Origin of the sequence: Paraburkholderia sp. IW21 (assembly GCF_041321145.1) — a bacterium.
Taxonomy (GTDB): Bacteria; Pseudomonadota; Gammaproteobacteria; order Burkholderiales; family Burkholderiaceae; genus Paraburkholderia.
Map to the genome: position 1 here is coordinate 204,734 of NZ_JBGGWA010000001.1, position 16,550 is coordinate 221,283.

At 62.3% G+C, this 16,550-nt stretch carries 14 protein-coding genes; 7 read left to right on the forward strand and 7 right to left on the reverse strand.

Annotated elements, in window-relative coordinates; genetic code table 11:
* Positions 1-271: 271 nt before the first annotated feature.
* The 5 genes from ACAX43_RS00895 (at position 272) to ACAX43_RS00915 (ending at position 5,318) form a co-directional block, all read left to right on the forward strand.
* Positions 272-523 carry a hypothetical protein gene (locus tag ACAX43_RS00895; RefSeq protein WP_007178686.1) on the forward strand — a complete coding sequence of 84 codons (252 nt, stop codon included), beginning with the start codon at positions 272-274 and terminating at the stop codon, positions 521-523.
* Positions 524-859: 336 nt separating this feature from the next.
* Entirely contained in the window at positions 860-1,852 is a 993-nt protein-coding gene (locus tag ACAX43_RS00900) for a DedA family protein/thiosulfate sulfurtransferase GlpE (protein WP_370706538.1), read from the forward strand.
* Positions 1,853-1,946: 94 nt separating this feature from the next.
* Positions 1,947-3,659: an FAD-dependent oxidoreductase gene (locus ACAX43_RS00905; RefSeq protein WP_370706539.1), complete on the forward strand. Its 1,713-nt coding sequence runs from the start codon at positions 1,947-1,949 to the stop codon at positions 3,657-3,659.
* Positions 3,660-3,787: 128 nt separating this feature from the next.
* Positions 3,788-4,063, forward strand: coding sequence for a hypothetical protein (locus tag ACAX43_RS00910; protein ID WP_370706540.1), 276 nt, complete (start codon positions 3,788-3,790; stop codon positions 4,061-4,063).
* 31 nt (positions 4,064-4,094) lie between these two features.
* Positions 4,095-5,318, forward strand: coding sequence for a winged helix-turn-helix domain-containing protein (locus tag ACAX43_RS00915; RefSeq protein ID WP_370707068.1), 1,224 nt, complete (start codon positions 4,095-4,097; stop codon positions 5,316-5,318).
* Positions 5,319-5,326: 8 nt separating this feature from the next.
* Here the strand turns inward: ACAX43_RS00915 and ACAX43_RS00920 are convergent, their stop codons facing one another.
* The 3 genes from ACAX43_RS00920 to ACAX43_RS00930 form a co-directional block, all read right to left on the reverse strand.
* Positions 5,327-5,926 (reverse strand): LysE family translocator, encoded by a 600-nt coding sequence (locus ACAX43_RS00920; protein ID WP_370706541.1) that lies wholly within the window; start codon positions 5,924-5,926, stop codon positions 5,327-5,329.
* Between the two features lie 165 nt (positions 5,927-6,091).
* The gene (locus tag ACAX43_RS00925; protein ID WP_370706542.1) at positions 6,092-6,349 is read right to left on the reverse strand and encodes a hypothetical protein; all 258 of its coding nucleotides are present in this window, start codon (positions 6,347-6,349) and stop codon (positions 6,092-6,094) included.
* Between the two features lie 532 nt (positions 6,350-6,881).
* Positions 6,882-7,781, reverse strand: coding sequence for a DMT family transporter (locus ACAX43_RS00930; RefSeq protein ID WP_370706543.1), 900 nt, complete (start codon positions 7,779-7,781; stop codon positions 6,882-6,884).
* A gap of 139 nt (positions 7,782-7,920) precedes the next feature.
* On the opposite strand from ACAX43_RS00930, the gene ACAX43_RS00935 reads away from it, so the two are divergent.
* Entirely contained in the window at positions 7,921-8,859 is a 939-nt protein-coding gene (locus tag ACAX43_RS00935; RefSeq protein WP_370706544.1) for a helix-turn-helix domain-containing protein, read from the forward strand.
* A gap of 41 nt (positions 8,860-8,900) precedes the next feature.
* Here ACAX43_RS00935 and ACAX43_RS00940 read toward each other — a convergent pair whose 3' ends face one another.
* The 4 genes from ACAX43_RS00940 to ACAX43_RS00955 form a co-directional block, all read right to left on the reverse strand.
* Positions 8,901-11,921, reverse strand: a complete 3,021-nt coding sequence (locus ACAX43_RS00940) for an FAD-binding and (Fe-S)-binding domain-containing protein (RefSeq protein WP_370706545.1) — start codon at positions 11,919-11,921, stop codon at positions 8,901-8,903.
* A gap of 22 nt (positions 11,922-11,943) precedes the next feature.
* Entirely contained in the window at positions 11,944-12,693 is a 750-nt protein-coding gene (locus ACAX43_RS00945) for a 2-keto-4-pentenoate hydratase (RefSeq protein WP_370706546.1), read from the reverse strand.
* Between the two features lie 37 nt (positions 12,694-12,730).
* Positions 12,731-14,017, reverse strand: a complete 1,287-nt coding sequence (locus tag ACAX43_RS00950; protein ID WP_370706547.1) for an MFS transporter — start codon at positions 14,015-14,017, stop codon at positions 12,731-12,733.
* 200 nt (positions 14,018-14,217) lie between these two features.
* Positions 14,218-15,438: an alanine--glyoxylate aminotransferase family protein gene (locus ACAX43_RS00955; RefSeq protein ID WP_370706548.1), complete on the reverse strand. Its 1,221-nt coding sequence runs from the start codon at positions 15,436-15,438 to the stop codon at positions 14,218-14,220.
* A gap of 162 nt (positions 15,439-15,600) precedes the next feature.
* Here ACAX43_RS00955 and ACAX43_RS00960 point away from each other — a divergent pair, with 162 nt between their 5' ends.
* Positions 15,601-16,326 carry a GntR family transcriptional regulator gene (locus ACAX43_RS00960; RefSeq protein ID WP_370706550.1) on the forward strand — a complete coding sequence of 242 codons (726 nt, stop codon included), beginning with the start codon at positions 15,601-15,603 and terminating at the stop codon, positions 16,324-16,326.
* Positions 16,327-16,550 lie beyond the last annotated feature (224 nt).

Below are 16,550 nucleotides of genomic sequence, written 5' to 3' on the forward strand. Positions count from 1 at the left end.
GGTTGACCCGAGTAACAACGGCGTTTAGCGGCCCGTCCCTTCAAGGACGGGCTATTTTTTTGGCGATCGTTTCTCTCGTTGCGCCCTCCTATAACCGAACCGCGCGTCATCTCGGTGACGGCCGGGAAGAAGCGTTGCACCGCCACGGGGCACGAAAAATGCGTCCGTCGTGGCGGGGAGTCGCGTTAAACTGGTTGCCGCAGTCGGCCGCCGCGGCGCGCCCACCTGCCCTTACAATGGTTCGATCAACAACGGAACAAGGACAACTTCGATGCGCACTACCGGGTCCTCCGGGTCAATGGCCCTGCTCACCGAATACGACGACGCAACGGCGCGCGAACTCCGCTCGCTGCGCCTCGAATCGACAGAAGACGGCAAAGGCATTCTTCTGATCGAGGTCGATGAGCGCAAGCCAGGCATTCACCGCGAAGTGCGCTACGAAATCACGCCGGCCGAACTGATTGCGGCGATCCGCGCGCATGGTGCGGAGTTGCCGGGTGAACAGCACAATCATCGTCAATAAAGCGCCTGCACACGGCATCGCGCTCGTGCGCGGATGCCGTACCGTCTCGGCGCCACCGGTTGAATTACGTGCTGGTCGGAAGCCCCTCGGACGCGGGCGGGGCATTATTCGGCCACTAGCTTGCCGAGCGAACGTCAATCAGTTTCGCTTTGTTCCATTCGCGCTTCCAATCCGCGTACTTAATCCGTTCAACGCGCCTCAGCCGCGCTTTTAACACCCGAATAACGGGCATCTTTTCCTGGCGTTTGCACGTCTGAAAAATGCGTCCATAATCTTTGCATTCTCCTTCGCTTTCCCTACCTGCGCCGCTCCCGAAAGGGCTGCGGATGTAAGTCGATGCTACATGATCTCGTCGAGCAATATGGGCCGGCGCTCGTCTTCGCCAACGTGCTGGCCGCCTCTCTCGGGCTGCCAGTCCCGGCGATGCCAGCGCTCGTGCTGTTCGGCGCGATGGCGGCCATGCATCCCGGCTCGGTGGGCACGCAATTGCTGCCGGTTCTCGTCCTGTCGATATTCGCCACGCTGATCGGCGACAGCGCGTGGTATCTCGCCGGCCGCATCTACGGCGGCAACACACTGAAAGCCATCTGCCGCCTTTCTCTATCACGCGACACCTGCGTAAAAAAGACCGAACGCTTTTTCGGCCGCTGGGGTGTGCGCGTGCTGGCCGTGGCGAAGTTCGTCCCGGGCCTGTCGATCGTGTCGATTCCGATGGCCGGCGCGATGGGCACCCGCTACCGCACGTTTCTCACGTATGACGGCATCGGCGCCGCGTTGTGGTCCGGCACGGGTCTCATCATCGGTGCACTGTTCGCGCAGCAGATCGACATGCTGTTCGCCATGGCCGGGCGTCTGGGCCGCACGGCCGCCTTGGTGGCCGTTGCGTTGCTGCTGCTGTACGGGACCTATCGCTGGATCCGTCGGCGCCAACTGATTTCGAAGCTCGCCACCGCGCGGATCGAAGTCGACGAACTGGCGGTGCTGGTCGCGGCAGGCAAAACGCCGGTGCTGTTCGATATCCGTTCACAGGAAAAGCGTAAGCTCGACCCGTTCGTGATTCCGGGTTCGCAATTCGCTGACGAGCGGCAGCTCGACGCGATCATCGCGACGTACCCGCACGATGAGAAAGTGGTGATCTACTGTTCGTGCCCGAACGAAATCTCCGCGGCATGGATGGCCAAACAGCTGAGCGAAGCCGGCTTCTCAGACGTGCTGCCGTTGCGCGGCGGCATGGAAGCCTGGCGCGACTCGGGCAAGGCGGTGGATGCGCTGCCCGACACGCCGCCGTCGGACGTGGCGGTCGACGAGATCGCGCCGAAGGCCGTGTAGCGTAGCAGCGCACCTCTAATGGCGCCCTTGCGCGCCCGCGCCGCTTCGGCCCCTCGTGTCGACCAATCAGGATGAACACCGAAGGAGCGGTTCAATGCTTTCGACTCAAGAAACTGAAGGGCAACAAACCATCGTCGCCGACGCGCCGTTTTCGTCGCTCTCGACACGCATGCATCAGATGTTCCCCGAACTCACGTGCGCGGAAATCGATCGTCTGCGCCGCTTCGGCGAAGTGGGTCACTGGGAAGCCGGTGAGCTGATGTTCGAAACCGGCCATACCGGCCCCGGCATGTTCGTGATGTTGAATGGGCGCGTGAAGGTCTATCAGCGCGACGGCATTGGGCGTGAGGTCGTGATTGGCGAGCATGGCGCCGGGCATTTTCTCGCCGAAGTCGGTCAATTGTCCGGGCGTCCCGCGCTGGTCAACGGCATGGCGCTCAGTTCAGTGGACGCGTTGCTGATTCCGCCGGACAAGCTGCGCGCGCTGATCGTCGCTGAAGCCGAACTGGGCGAGCGCATCATGCGTGCCCTGATTCTGCGGCGTGTCTCGCTGATCGAGAAAGGCGCGGGCGGCCCGATCCTCATCGGCAACAGCAGCGATGCACAGCTCGTGATGTTGCAGGGCTTCCTGTCACGCAACGGCCACCCTCACTCAGTCATCGACGAACGCGACGAAGACGCGCTGCGTCTGATCGAGCAATTCGCCGCGCAGCGGGAAGACATGCCGCTGGTGATCTGCCCGGACGGCTCCGTGCTGCGTCATCCGAGCATGCCGGAACTCGCCAGTTGCCTCGGCCTGCTGCCCGATCTCGACGATGCGCATGTGTACGACGTTGCGATCGTCGGCGCCGGGCCGGCCGGACTCGCTACCGCGGTGTACGCGGCGTCCGAAGGACTGTCGGTCATTGTGCTCGACAGCCGCGCGCCGGGTGGCCAGGCGGGCGCCAGCTCGCGGATCGAAAACTATCTTGGCTTTCCGACCGGCATCTCCGGTCAGGCGCTGGCGGGTCGCGCGTTCGTGCAGGCGCAGAAGTTTGGCGCGCACGTGGCGATTCCGGTTCACGTCAAGGCGCTGCATTGCGCGGAGGCGCCCCATCGGCTGGAACTCAAGTGCGGCGGCCATATCACCGCCCGCGCCATCGTGATCGCGAGCGGCGCGGTGTATCGGCGCCCCGCGCTCGAAGGGCTCGACCGCTTCGATGGACGCGGCGTCTATTACTGGGCGTCGCCGGTCGAAGCCAAGCTATGCAAGCGCCAGGAAATCGTGCTGGTGGGCGGCGGCAATTCGGCCGGCCAGGCGATCGTCTATCTGGCGACGCATGCGGCCAAGGTCCACGTGCTGATCCGCCGAAGCGGCTTTGAAGCCACCATGTCGCGCTATCTGATCGACCGCATCCGCTCGCTGCCAAATGTCTTCGTGCATCCGAATTCGGAGATTGGCCGGCTCGACGCGGACGAAATCGGGTTGGCCTCGGTTTCGTTGAAGAAGCCCTTGCCGGACGGCACCGAAAGCTTCGATACGCGGCATCTGTTCCTTTTCACCGGTGCGGATCCGAATACCGACTGGCTGCGCACCTGCGGCGTAGAGCTGGACGACAAGGGTTTCGTGCTGACTGGCACTGGCGTGGACGGGGCATCCGTCTGCGATCTCGCAACGACGGTGGAGGGCGTGTACGCAATCGGCGACGCGCGCGCCGGATCGACGAAACGCGTCGCGGCGGCGGTCGGAGAAGGGGCGGCGGTAGTCGCGCAGATTCATCAGCTGCTGGCGATGTCGGCGGGAGAGGCCGTGGCTTTGGGCGCCTGAAGGACCGGCGGGTAATCTGCTGTTACACACGCCTTCAACTGGTTGCACCTGACTTGCTTTCTGTTTCGTAATATTGCCGTCAGCCATTCGACAGTGAATGGCCGGCTCTTTCGGAACAGGAGATAAGCATGATCAACCGCGCGATCGTTTTCGCCACCTTCGGCCTGGTGGCCGCCTGCGCATCGACCGCTGCGTCGGCCCGAGTCGACGTCGGCGTGTTCGTCAACACGCCAGGCCTCATGTATGCCCCGCCGCCCGTAGTCTATGCGCCGCCGCCGGTCATTTATGCGCCCGTGCAACCGGCGTATGGCTATGGGTATCGCGGCGATTACTACCGCGGGCACCGTTGGCATGACAATGGCCGACATCGCGGCTGGGATCGCCATCATGGGCACGGCCGGTAACACTGACCCCAAACCCGTGACCAATGCCCGCGTGAAGACGCTTCCACTATCCGCCGCCCGCACCCTGCATCTGGCCGCGCAAGGTTTGCTGACGCCGCCGCGCCGCAAGGCCGTCAAAGCCGACGTGCTCGACGCGATTCGCCGCATGGCGCAATTGCAGATCGATACGATCCACGTGGTGGCACGCAGCCCGTACCTCGTGCTGTTCAGCTGGCTCGGCGCGTATCCGCAGCAATGGCTGGACGAGCATCTCGCCGAAGGCAAGCTGTTCGAGTACTGGTCGCATGAAGCCTGTTTCGTCCCGACCGAAGACTACGGGCTGCTGCGCCACCGCATGCTCGACCCGAGCGGCATGGGCTGGAAATACGCGGCCGAGTGGCACAAGAAGCATCGCAAGGATATCGACGAACTGCTCGCGCACATCCGTGCGACAGGCCCGGTGCGTTCAGCGGACTTCGCCCGCGAGGCGGGCAAGGGTAATGGCTGGTGGGACTGGAAGCCGGAGAAGCGCCACCTGGAAGTGCTGTTCGCGATCGGGCAACTGATGGTGGCCGAACGGCGCAATTTTCATCGCGTCTACGATCTGACCGAACGCGTGTTGCCAAACTGGGACGACGCGCGCGATCTGCCGCCGCAGGCAACCGTCACCGAGAAAGTGTTGCGCCGTACCTGCCGCGCGCTCGGTGTCGTGCGCGCCGATTGGGTCGCCGATTACTACCGGCTGCCGCACCGCCCCTATCGCGACGAACTGCACGTGCTCGCCGATCAGGGCGCGTTGATCCCGGTGCAGGTGGAAGGCTGGAAGCAGGACACCTTCATCCATCATGAATTCGCGCCGATGATCGACGACGCAGCGAGCGGCAAGCTCGCGTCGACCGTCACCACGGTGCTGTCGCCGTTCGATCCGGTGGTGTGGGACCGCAAGCGCACCGCCGCCCTCTTCGACTTCGACTACGCGATCGAATGCTATACGCCGGCGGCGAAGCGCAAATACGGCTACTTCGTGTTGCCGCTCCTGAGCCGGGGGCGCCTGGTGGGCCGCGTGGATGCGAAAGCGCATCGGGCCAGCGGCGTGTTCGAACTGAAGACTCTGCACATCGAACCTGGCGTACGCCTGAGTGCAAGGCTCGCAGGCGATCTGCGCCGCGCGTTGCAGCGCTGTGCGGACTGGCACGGCACACCGCAACTGGACATCACGTCCGCGCCGCCGGCGTGGCTTGAAGCCTTAAGTGCCGACAGCAACGCAGAAGCGTAAGCGCGCCCTTAATGCAGCGCGGCCCACGCGAGCGACAAGGAAAACACCCCCAGCACGATCGACGCGCCGCGCTGCATCTTCACCGGATTCAGCCAGGTGAGTCTGCCGCTGCCGAGCGCCGCACCGAACGCGATCCATGCGAGCGCGATCGGCCCCAGCAGGCAGGCGAAAATCAGCATCGCCACGGCATAGGCGGGCACACGCGCGAACGCGACGGCAGGAAAGATCGTGCCGGCGAACAACAAGCCTTTCGGGTTGAGCAGCGTCGCCACGAATAAAGTGCGCATGCCGCTCGCCCGCTGCGTCGAATCGGGCAAGGCCACTGCCGCGCGCCACATCTCGACGGCAAGATAAGCGATGTACACGCCGGCCGCCACGCGCAACAGCGACGGCAACCATGGCAGCGCGTGCGCCGCTTGCACGAGAAAATGCCCCCACACGGAAATCGACACGAGATAGCCGGCCAGTTCGGCCGCAATCAGTGGCAACGAACGCCGCACGCCCTGGCGCAAACCGGCTGCGGCAAGCAGTGTATTGGTAGGACCCGGCGTAATCAGCACGACGACAATGCCGATGGCCAGCAACGCGATAGCAGACGCAGAGAGCATAAAAAAAGCGCAGTGTTGGAGACAGTGCGCCTTTTTATCACAGAGAATCGCAACGCCGGATTATCCCGGCAAATCGCAACAGCAAACACCTGCGCCACATCGGCGCTCAAGCCGGCTCTTATGCCGATGCGAACCCCGCCGCCTGCAGGCCGCGCGCCACCATCCTCAACGGTCGAGCTTCGCGCGCAATTCTCGAGCAGCTTCCAGCAGGCCTTCGTAACCCGAACGCGCGTGCTCCGGCAGATCGGGATCGCCGACGAACGCGCCGAGCGTTTCGATCAGGCTATACAGAATGCCCTTTGCGGCACCCGATGCAATGCTGCCGGACGATACCTGCTGATCCACGTGACTGAGGGCTGCGTCGAGGTGTTCCAGTTCGGGCCGGTCGCCGGTGGGGGGCTTAGGTGTTACGTCTTGCGTCATGATGAAACATCTCTCCTGTCGACCGGAGTTAGCGCTTCAGCGCTTACTCCGGTCCCATGCAACGCTGTCGATCCGGAGTTAGCGCTTCAGCGCTTACTCCGGTCCCATGCAACGGTGAACACGCCATCCTTTCACGTTGTTATATACCGATCATGCGCTGCCGTCCATTCGTGATCGGACTTAGCGCGATCGATGTGATCCACGTTAAGGCGTCCATCGAAACATCAGGACTTTCGCGCGCGCGTCGGAATCAGCTGTGTCGGTCCGGTGTCGGCAACAAGAATTTGTCTCGACGGGGTGATCGCGATGTCAGTCGGCACGGCGCCAGCGGGCAATGCAAACTTGCCGGAGAGCGCGGTGCCGTCAGTGGCGTAGAGCAGAATACTTAGGTTTCCCGATGAGGTTCCACGCATCACCCATAGCGTTGAATCCGTGCCACAGCAATTAGTGCGCATAGTTAAACGTTGACGTTTATCCTCGCATATGCGCATTGCCCGCCCGGGGTGCCCGACGCACCCCGGGCGCCGCGCGTTCAGGAAACCCTCACCCGCCGTCCGAAGATGCGCCGCGTCAGATCGAACGCCACCAGATTGCCCGCCAGCACGAGCAAGAGCCCGACCACCGCCAAAGCGGACCATTGGTAGCCTTCGAATACCGTCGAAACCGTCAGCGCCACAATCGGAAACAGCACGGTGCAGTAGGCCGCCCGTTCCGGCCCAATGCGTCCCACCAGCATCAGGTACGCAGTAAAACCGATCACCGAGCCGAACACCGCCAGGTAGGCGAGCGCACCCAGATAACGCGCGTCAGGCTCGATTGCGAAGGAAAAGCCGGCCAGCGCGCTGCCTACTGTCAACACGCTGGCGCCGATCAGCATCGCCCAGCTATTGGTGGCGAACGGGTGCAAGCCCATCGATTGCATCCGGCTCGACAGTAGATTGCCGGCCGAAAAGCACAAAGTCCCGAGGAGCGCGATACCGAGTCCCAACCACACGGCGTGGTCGCCCAGGTGTCCGGCCATCTGCTGGACGAACAAACACACGATGCCGACGAGCCCCAACGCCGCGCCGGCAACCGCCGACGGCTGCAAAGGGCGGCCCATGAAGAGACGGCCGTTAATGGAGTTCAGCAGCGGCGCAGTGGAAAACACCACCGCTACCAAGCCGCTCGGCACGATCTGCTCGGCGTAGTAGAAACACAGAAAGTTGAGACAAAACAGCGCCAATCCTTGTGCGAACAGGAAGCGCCACGCGGCGCGGGGCGGCCAGATCGGCCGGCGCATGATGCGCAGCAGCGCGAATAGCACCAGCGCCGCGATCCAGAAACGCCACGCGATCGACACGGGCGGAGGCACCGTCCCCAGTTGCCATTTGATCGCGATCCACGTGGTGCCCCAGATCAGAACGGTGACGGCATAGAGCAAAAAATTCATAGCCACGCCTGCAACAGTAGAACGGAAGCTCAAACTATGCAGCAGCGGAGGCGACCGCACTTGTCCAGGATTGCGCACTTTTTCAGAGCGCCAAGCCGCCGCCGACGGCTCGCTCTATACTGGCGTACCCAGTCATCAGATGCATCCCGCTCGTTCCGTGAACGTCAGACCGCCCGCTCCCGTGATGGACTCCACCGAAACGCCGTTCGGCCTTCAGTCGGTATGCCACACGCTGCGCAGCGCCAACGCGAATCTGGAACGGTTCGCCTGGCTCGGGGATCGGCTGGCCATCGCCATCTGGACGCGCGACATCGAGGAAGCCGAGACCATCTATGACCGGCCCGGCCATCACACGCTGTCGTGCTATCTAAACGGCGGCTATCGCACCGAGCGACAGAAAATGCCGGGGCGCTACGGCGCGCCGGCGCGGCTCTGCGCGCTACCCGGTGAACATGAGTCGCGCTGGTGGGTGCGCGGCCATATGCATTTCATGCACCTGTACTTCCTGCCCGAACACTTTACGCAACGTGCCGTGCAGGAACTCGACCGCGAGCCACGCGAACTGACGCTTGCCGATCGCACGTATTTCGAAGACGCCCGCATCGCCAGCCTGTGTCAATCGCTCGCCAATGAAAACTGGCAAGACCCCGACGGTCTGCTGCGCACCAATGAAACCGCCCATCAGGTGCTGAGTTTGCTGCTGCGTGCACAAGGCGTGCGCCGCACCGATGCGTCGCTTAAGGGCGGTCTGTCGGTCGCAACCCGGCGGCGCCTACGCGACTATATCGAGAGCCATCTCGCGCAGACGCTCACGCTCGGCGATCTCGCCGGTGTGGCGGCACTGTCGGAATTTCATCTTGCGCGCATGTTCCGCGCATCGTTCGGACTACCGCCTGCTGCGTGGATCGCGCAGCAGCGGCTCGAACGCGCCCGCACGCTGCTACGCACCACGGCGCTGCCGCTCGCGCAAGTCGCCGAACAATGCGGCTATGCGAATGCCAGCCATTTCAGTCACCGCTTTCGTGAAAGCGTCGGCGTGGCGCCGACTGCCTATCGGCAAGCGGTTGGCGTTGAATAGCGGCGCCGCGCTGACCTGCCTCTCGCCACGCCGCTCGTCTCTCATTTCAACGCCATCGCCAGCACTCGCGCCACATGGATTGCATCGACGCCCGCGCCGTCGTGGATCTGATGCCGGCAGCTCGTGCCGTCGGCGACCATGACCGTGTTGCCGTCGATTTTGCGCACTGCGGGCAGCAACGACAGTTCCGCCATCGCTTGAGAGGTCGCGTAGTGCTCCGCCTCGTAGCCGAAACTGCCCGCCATGCCGCAGCACGACGATTCGACCGTCGAGACCTTCAATCCAGGAATCCAGTTCAGCACGGTTTGCACAGGCGTGAACGCGTCGAAGGCCTTTTGATGGCAGTGGCCGTGTACGAGCGCCTGCTGCTTTGCCAACGGCTTCAACGCAAGCTGCAACCGCCCGGCCTTTTCCTCGCGCACCAGAAACTCTTCGAATAGAAAAGCCTGCTTCGAAAGCCGCTGTGCTTCCTCGCCGAAACCGTAATGAAGAAACTCGTCGCGCAACGACAGCAAACACGACGGCTCCAGCCCGACAATCGGCACGCCACGCTCCACAAACGGTTTGAACAGATCGAGCATGCGCCGCGCTTCCTGCTTCGCTTCATCGACCAAACCTGCGGCGAGGAACGTGCGACCGCAACACACGGACCGCTCGCCTCGTCGTGTGTTGAAGTGCACCGTGTAACCCGCGGCTTCCAACACCTGCTGCGCAGCGCGTGGGTTTTCCGGCTCCATGTTGTTGTTGAATGTATCGACGAACAACAGCACTTCTTTCAGCGCACCGCCTTGAGCCGGTTTGCCCGCCAAGGCGCCCGATAGAAACGATTTCCTGAAACGCGGCAACGAGCGTTCAGGCGCAAATCCCACTGAGCGCTTCAACCACGCCGACACCACCGGCACGTTGTCAGCCAGTGCCATCAAGCCCGGCACGCGGCTCGCCGTTGCCGCATAGCGCGGCATGAATGCCACCAGCTTGTCGCGCAAACGCAGACCGTGGCTTTTGACGCGTGCCGCCCGTGCCTCGATCTTGAACTTCGCCATGTCGACGCCCGTCGGACAATCGCGCTTGCAGCCCTTGCACGAGACGCACAGATCGAGCGTGTCCTTGACGTCGTCGCTGGCGAGTCCTGCTTCGCCAAGCTGGCCGGAAATCGCCAGACGCAAAGTGTTCGCGCGTCCTCGCGTCACATGTTGTTCGTCCTTGGTTACGCGATAACTCGGGCACATGGTGCCCGCGTCGAACTTGCGGCAATGGCCGTTGTTGTTGCACATCTCGACGGCTTTCGCGAGGCCGCCCGACAGATCGTTGCCGCTGCCCGGCAGCGTCTCCCGTCCCGTCAGCGGATCGCGTTCGACGTTCCATGCCGACCAGTCGAGCGCGGTTTCGATCCGATGCGCCTGGTAGCCTGGCGCAAAGCGGAAATTGTGCGCGTCGTCCATCTTCGGCGGACGGACGATCTTGTCGGGATTGAAGCGGTTATCCGGATCGAACAGCGCCTTGATCTCGCTGAACGCCTGATTCAGACGCGGCCCGTATTGCCACGCGACCCATTCGCCCCGGCACAACCCGTCGCCGTGTTCGCCCGAATACGCACCCTTGTATTCGCGCACCAATGCGGCCGCTTCCTCGGCGATCGCGCGCATCTTCCCCGCACCGTCGCGCCGCATATCGAGAATCGGCCGCACGTGCAGCGTACCCACGCTCGCATGGGCGTACCAGGTGCCTTCGGTGCCGTGCCGGTGGAACACTTCAGTCAGGCGGCTCGTGTATTCCGCCAGATGCTCAAGCGGCACCGCGCAATCTTCAATGAAGGAAACAGGCTTGCCGTCGCCCTTCATGCTCATCATGATGTTCAGGCCGGCTTTGCGGACTTCCCACAATGCTTTCTGTTCATTCGCGGCGGGCATCTCGACGACCGAATCGGGCAAGCCGAGGTCAGCCATCAATTCTGTCAATTGCTTGAGCGACGCGAGTTGCGCATCGTGGCTCTCGCCCGCGAATTCCACCAGCAGGATTGCTTGCGGGTGACCGACCAGCGCCTTCTCGATCACCGGACGGAACGCGGGATTGCTCATGGCCAGATCGATCATCGTGCGATCGACCAGCTCCACCGCCACCGGCTTCAGCTTGACGATGTGCTGCGTGAGATCCATCGCCTGCCAGAAGGTCGGGAAGTTCACCACGCCCAGCGTTTTATGCGTGGGCAGTGGCGCGAGCTTGAGCGTCAATTGCCGGCTGAACGCAAGCGTGCCTTCGGAGCCGACCAGCAGATGCGCGAGATTGGCGATGCCGTCGTCGGTATAGGCGCGCGGGTTCTGGCAATCGAACATGTCGATGTTGTAGCCCGCCACGCGACGCAAGACCTTCGGCACACGCGCCACGATTTCATCGCGCTCACGTTCGGCAATCTGCTTTACGCCTTCGAATATCTGCTGCAAGCGCGCGCCCTGCGGTGCCTCGCGTAGCGAGGCAAAACGCGCTTCGCTGCCGTCGGCGAGAATCGCTTCGATTGCTTCGACGTTGTGCACCATGTTGCCGTATTCGATCGAGCGCGAGCCGCAAGAATTGTTGCCCGCCATCCCGCCGATCGTGCATTGCGCCGCCGTCGAGACATCGACCGGAAACCACAAGCCGTGCGGCTTCAGCCATGCGTTCAGATGATCCAGCACGACGCCCGGTTCGACCGTCACGGTGCGCGCATCGGCATCGAATGCAACGATGTTGTTCAACCATTTGCTGGTGTCGACTACCAGCGCCTCTCCGACCGTCTGGCCGCATTGGCTCGTGCCCGCGCCGCGCGCGAGCAGCGGGACTTTCTCGCTACGCGCAATGTCCAGCGCGATGCGCAAATCGTCCTGATCGCGCGGCACCACCACGCCGATCGGCGTTATCTGATAGATCGACGCATCGGTCGCGTAACGGCCGCGGCTTGCGGCATCGAACAACACGTCGCCACGCAATGACTTGCGCAGATGCTGCGCGAGCGGAGTCGTCAAGCGCGCAGCGGAAGGCACCAGATGGATCGGCTTGACGAGTAAAGCGGAAGTGGGGTTCGTCATATCGTCGGCTTATAGGAACAGGCTAGTACAGCGTCAGACTGACCGGCGCGAGACCTTCAATGCATCCGCTCGCCGTGCCCGCGTCTTTCGGAAAAAACATTCCGGTGTACGAACCGGTAGTGACGACCATCTCCGTCGTGACCGCGATACCACGCGACGTGGCGTGATTGACGAGCCATGTCAGCAGACGCCGCGGATCGCCGGCCGGGTTGGCCGGCGTCGTCTCGACCACGTCACGCGCTTCGAAAGAGAAACTCGCCGACGGCGCCACAAACGGAAAATCCTCGCGATACGGCGTGAATTCACCGACGATCAGCGCACCGTGATTCTGCAAATCCGCCAGCTGGGCGAGCTTGTCGACGTTGGGCCACGCCGCATAACGGCTCGCCACAATCTCGATAGTCGCGCCCATCGAGCCGATGCCCGCGTGCACTTCGGCTTCGCTATAGGGTGTTGTCGAAGGCTCGAAGCGGCGGCCGAAACGGAACGCGATCTCCAGTTCGAGCCCCAACGGCGCGAAGGCTTCGCGCGGCAGCCGCGCGCCATTGGCATGCAGATCGCTTGCAGGCAACGGCGCGCCCTGGATCGGGCCGCTGTCGGACTTCGCGCCGATCTTCCAGCCGCCGATCGGCACGCTCAATACGCGCAGGATGCCGTGCTGAATCGTGTAGGCGGCGGCGCCATCGGCGGGTATCAGGCCGGTCGGCAACGTGTCGAGCGTCTCGTGGTTGCGGCGCGCGTCGGCAAGACGCTGACTCAAAGTGATCGTCATTTTTATAACTGGAGAGATAGGGGATCCGCGTTGCCGCTTATGCACCCACGCTGGTGACAGTTGGCGCTTTGGGGGCTTCGTTGAGCTCGAACTTGCTTTCCGGCTGCATACGGAACGCGAGAACAACGCCGATCCCCATCAACAGAATGCTGCCGACGAACGGCAAATTCCAGTTGCCGAAGTAGTCGATCAGGAACCCACCGACCACCGGCGAGATGATCGCGGCCAACGCCGAGCCGGTGTTCATCATGCCGCTCGCGGTGCCCGAGTGTTCCGGCGCGATGTCCATCGGAATGGACCACATCGGACCGATCGTCATTTCGGCGAAGAAGAAGCCTGAAGCGAGACACGCCATCGAGAGATACAGGCTGTGCGTGAACATGAGCGGAATCAGGGATATCAGGCAGAACAGCATGCACAGCGACACCATCCAGCTACGTGCGCGTTTCAGGCTTCCGGTGCGCTTGAAGATCCAGTCGGTCACGATGCCACCGAGCGTATCGCCGATCACACCGGCGAAGAACACCACCGAAGCGAAGATCGCCGACTTCTTCAGGTCCAGATGATAGTTGTGCAGGAAGTACTGCGGAATCCAGCTCAGGAACAGCCACAAGGTCCAGCCGTAGCAGAAGTACACAACCGTGACCGGCCACATGCGGCGGAACAATTTACCCCAGGGCATGCCGGGCGCCTTCGGCTTCGGCGCGGGCAGAATGTCGAGCTCTTCGGCCGTGATACGCGGATGATCTTTCGGATGCTCGGTGAACGTGAACGCCCACACCGCCACCCACAGCAAGCTGAACACGCCGCAGATGTAGAACGATTCGCGCCAGCCCCAGGTCGCCATCACGAGCACGATCAAGCCGGGTGCAATCGCATTCCCGATACGCGACGCTGCATGGGTGATGCCTTGCGCGAAGCCGCGTCTTTCTTTCGCGACCCAGCGCGCCATCGCAGAGGTCGCAGCGGGAAATGTGGCGCCTTCGCCGAAGCCGAGCAACACGCGCGCGGCCAGCAGCGAAACCAGGCCGCCGGCGAAGCCGGTCAGCAAGGTCGCAACGCCCCAGATAGCGCCGCAGAACAGCAGCGTGCGCTTCGCACCGAAACGATCACTGACCCAGCCACCGATGATTTGAAAAATCAGGTACGGATAGGCGAAGGCTGAAAACACCAGGCCCACTTCCGTGTGCGAGAGTCCGAATTCCTTGCCGAAACCTGCCGCCGCCGTGCTGACATTGACGCGGTCGAGGTAAGTGATGAAGTACATGATGCATAGCATCACTAGAACGATACTGGTCGCACTGCTTATACGAAACCGCTTCATCGTCTCTCTCCATTGCAGTCTATTCGACGGCGCGCCTGGAATGGCGCGCTGCGTCGTCGCCCGTCAGCGGCATACGCTGCGGGACCATTGCATGTTGTTCAGGGCCGCGTTCTATGCGCGGCTTCCTGAGGGAAGTGCTTGCCATCCTCCCTTGCTGCGAGTTGCCTGTCGCGCGGGTACGCGCCGTTGCGCTGAAGCGCTCAAGCCGCCGCTTTCAGCCCTGAGGCTTGCGTCGGCTCGCTCAACCACTCCATAGCGGCCGGCAGGCCACTTTCCTCGAGTGGAACGCCCGCCAGCCGCAGGCCCATTTCGCAACCGGCCAGCGTTGCCAGCAACATCAGGTCGTTGCAGTCGCCGAGGTGGCCGATGCGGAACATACGGCCTTTCATCTTGCCGAGGCCTGTGCCGAGCGACATGTCGAAGCGTTCGTAGATGATCTTGCGCACCCCATCGGCATCGACGCCGTCCGGCATCATCACGCCGGTGAGCACCGGGCTATACACGGCCGGATCGGCGCACTGGATCTCCAGCCCCCATGCACGCACCGCGCGGCGGGTGGCTTCGGCGAGACGCTCGTGACGAGCGAACACGTTGTCGAGCCCTTCGCCGAGAATCATTTCCAGCGCCTCGTTGAGCCCGTACAGCAGGTTCGTGTTCGGCGTGTACGGCCAATAGCCGGTCTTGTTCATCTCGACGATGTCGGTCCAGTCCCAGAAACTGCGCGGCAGTTTGGCCTGTTTGCTGGCGGCGAACGCCTTCGGCGAGATTGCGTTGAAGCTGATGCCCGGCGGCAGCATCAAACCCTTTTGCGAGCCCGACACCGTGACGTCGACGCCCCAATCGTCGTGGCGATAGTCGGCGCAGGCGAGGCCCGAGATCGTGTCGACCAGCAGCAGCGCCGGGTGACCGGCGGCGTCGATCGCGCGGCGCACGGCGGCGATATCCGAAGTGACACCCGTGGAGGTTTCGTTGTGCACGACGCATACCGCCTTGATCGCGTGCTGCGTGTCGGCGCGCAGGCGCTCCTCGATCATTTGCGGCTGAACCCCACGGCGCCAGCCTTCGATGCCGGGCAAGCCGAGGAACTCAGGCTTCAGCCCGAGGCTTTCCGCCATCTTTTTCCACAGCGTCGCGAAGTGCCCGGTTTCGAACATCAGCACGTGGTCGCCGGGGCTCAGCGTATTCGACAGCGCCGCTTCCCATGCACCGGTGCCGGAAGCCGGATAGATCACCACCGGCTGCTGCGTCTTGAAGATTTTCTTGATGCCTTCAAGCACCTTCAGACCGAGTTCGCCGAACTCGGGACCGCGGTGATCGATGGTCGGGTAACTCATCGCCCGGAGAATGCGGTCGGGCACGGGGCTCGGACCCGGGATCTGCAGGAAGTGACGGCCAGCGGGGTGAAAGTCTAGCTTGAGCATTAGGCTCCTCCGATTGAATTTTGCATTCAAAAAACTATATCAGAGGAAGTACAATGTTCCCAAGGCGAAAATCGCTTGCTAGGACCCGTGTTTACCCTCGCTATTAACTAATCCGTGAGCTTCCGATAAAATCCGAACTAACGTGATGTTGAGGACTTTTGTATGCAAAATTCGGATTTTGACGCCGGTCTGGCTGCTTCCCCGCTCATGCCGAGGGTCGAGCGTCAGCGCTTGCACGACACGGTGGTGGAGCACATTCGCCGCTTTGTCGTCGAAGGGGTGCTCGAACCGGGCAAAAAACTGAACGAGCGCGAGCTATGCGAGACGCTGGGGATTTCGCGCACGCCGTTGCGAGAGGCGCTGAAAGTGTTGGCCGCGGAAGGGCTGATCGAGATTTCGCCGAATCGAGGCGCGTCGGTGTCGAAGATGTCGGAAGCGGAGTTGCGCGAGACCTTCGAATTGATGAGTGGTCTTGAAGCTTTCTCCGGCGAGTTGGCGGCGGAGCGGATAACGGCTGCGGAGCTTGCCGAGATCAAGGCGTTGCATTACGCGATGCTCGCTTGTCGTACGCAGAACGATCTGGCCGGGTACTACAGCCGCAACCAGGCGATTCACGACAAGATCAATGAGGCGGCGAGGAATTCAGCACTGCGGCAGACTTATGTCGCTGTGAATCGGCGCTTGCAGGCCTTGAGGTTTCGGTCGAATTTTCAGATCCCTAAGTGGGATAGCGCGATTCACGATCATGACGAGATGTTGAAGGCGCTCGAAGCTCGGGACGGGAAGAAGTTGAGCGCGATTCTTCGGCAGCATCTGCTCGACAAGCGGGATGCGGTTTTGCAGGTGCAGTCGCGGGAAGAAGTGGCTGCTTCGCCGCTGAAGGCTTAAGCGATCTTTGGCCTTGGGTAGCGGCATGGGTTGCGCGTTTGCGGCGTTGGGCTTCTTCGGTGGCTAACGCCGTAGGCACACAGAACGGTGGCGCAGAGGGCGAAAAACTTGTCCCCATAAAATGTTGGCAAGCCTGTGGACAACCTTCGCACATCCCGATCAAGTGGTTGAAGCAACAGAAGTATCTTCTGGCGGCTCGTGAGTAAGCATCACTCAGCTCTCGC

What these genes read in the sequence shown, in the direction of transcription:
- ACAX43_RS00895 (WP_007178686.1), top strand. Translation starts at nt 272, where the DNA reads ATGCGCACTACCGGGTCCTCCGGGTCAATGGCCCTGCTCACCGAATAC.
- ACAX43_RS00900 (WP_370706538.1), top strand. Translation starts at nt 860, where the DNA reads ATGCTACATGATCTCGTCGAGCAATATGGGCCGGCGCTCGTCTTCGCC.
- ACAX43_RS00905 (WP_370706539.1), top strand. Translation starts at nt 1,947, where the DNA reads ATGCTTTCGACTCAAGAAACTGAAGGGCAACAAACCATCGTCGCCGAC.
- ACAX43_RS00910 (WP_370706540.1), top strand. Translation starts at nt 3,788, where the DNA reads ATGATCAACCGCGCGATCGTTTTCGCCACCTTCGGCCTGGTGGCCGCC.
- ACAX43_RS00920 (WP_370706541.1), bottom strand. Translation starts at nt 5,926, where the DNA reads ATGCTCTCTGCGTCTGCTATCGCGTTGCTGGCCATCGGCATTGTCGTC.
- ACAX43_RS00925 (WP_370706542.1), bottom strand. Translation starts at nt 6,349, where the DNA reads ATGACGCAAGACGTAACACCTAAGCCCCCCACCGGCGACCGGCCCGAA.
- ACAX43_RS00930 (WP_370706543.1), bottom strand. Translation starts at nt 7,781, where the DNA reads ATGAATTTTTTGCTCTATGCCGTCACCGTTCTGATCTGGGGCACCACG.
- ACAX43_RS00935 (WP_370706544.1), top strand. Translation starts at nt 7,921, where the DNA reads ATGCATCCCGCTCGTTCCGTGAACGTCAGACCGCCCGCTCCCGTGATG.
- ACAX43_RS00940 (WP_370706545.1), bottom strand. Translation starts at nt 11,921, where the DNA reads ATGACGAACCCCACTTCCGCTTTACTCGTCAAGCCGATCCATCTGGTG.
- ACAX43_RS00945 (WP_370706546.1), bottom strand. Translation starts at nt 12,693, where the DNA reads ATGACGATCACTTTGAGTCAGCGTCTTGCCGACGCGCGCCGCAACCAC.
- ACAX43_RS00950 (WP_370706547.1), bottom strand. Translation starts at nt 14,017, where the DNA reads ATGAAGCGGTTTCGTATAAGCAGTGCGACCAGTATCGTTCTAGTGATG.
- ACAX43_RS00955 (WP_370706548.1), bottom strand. Translation starts at nt 15,438, where the DNA reads ATGCTCAAGCTAGACTTTCACCCCGCTGGCCGTCACTTCCTGCAGATC.
- ACAX43_RS00960 (WP_370706550.1), top strand. Translation starts at nt 15,601, where the DNA reads ATGCAAAATTCGGATTTTGACGCCGGTCTGGCTGCTTCCCCGCTCATG.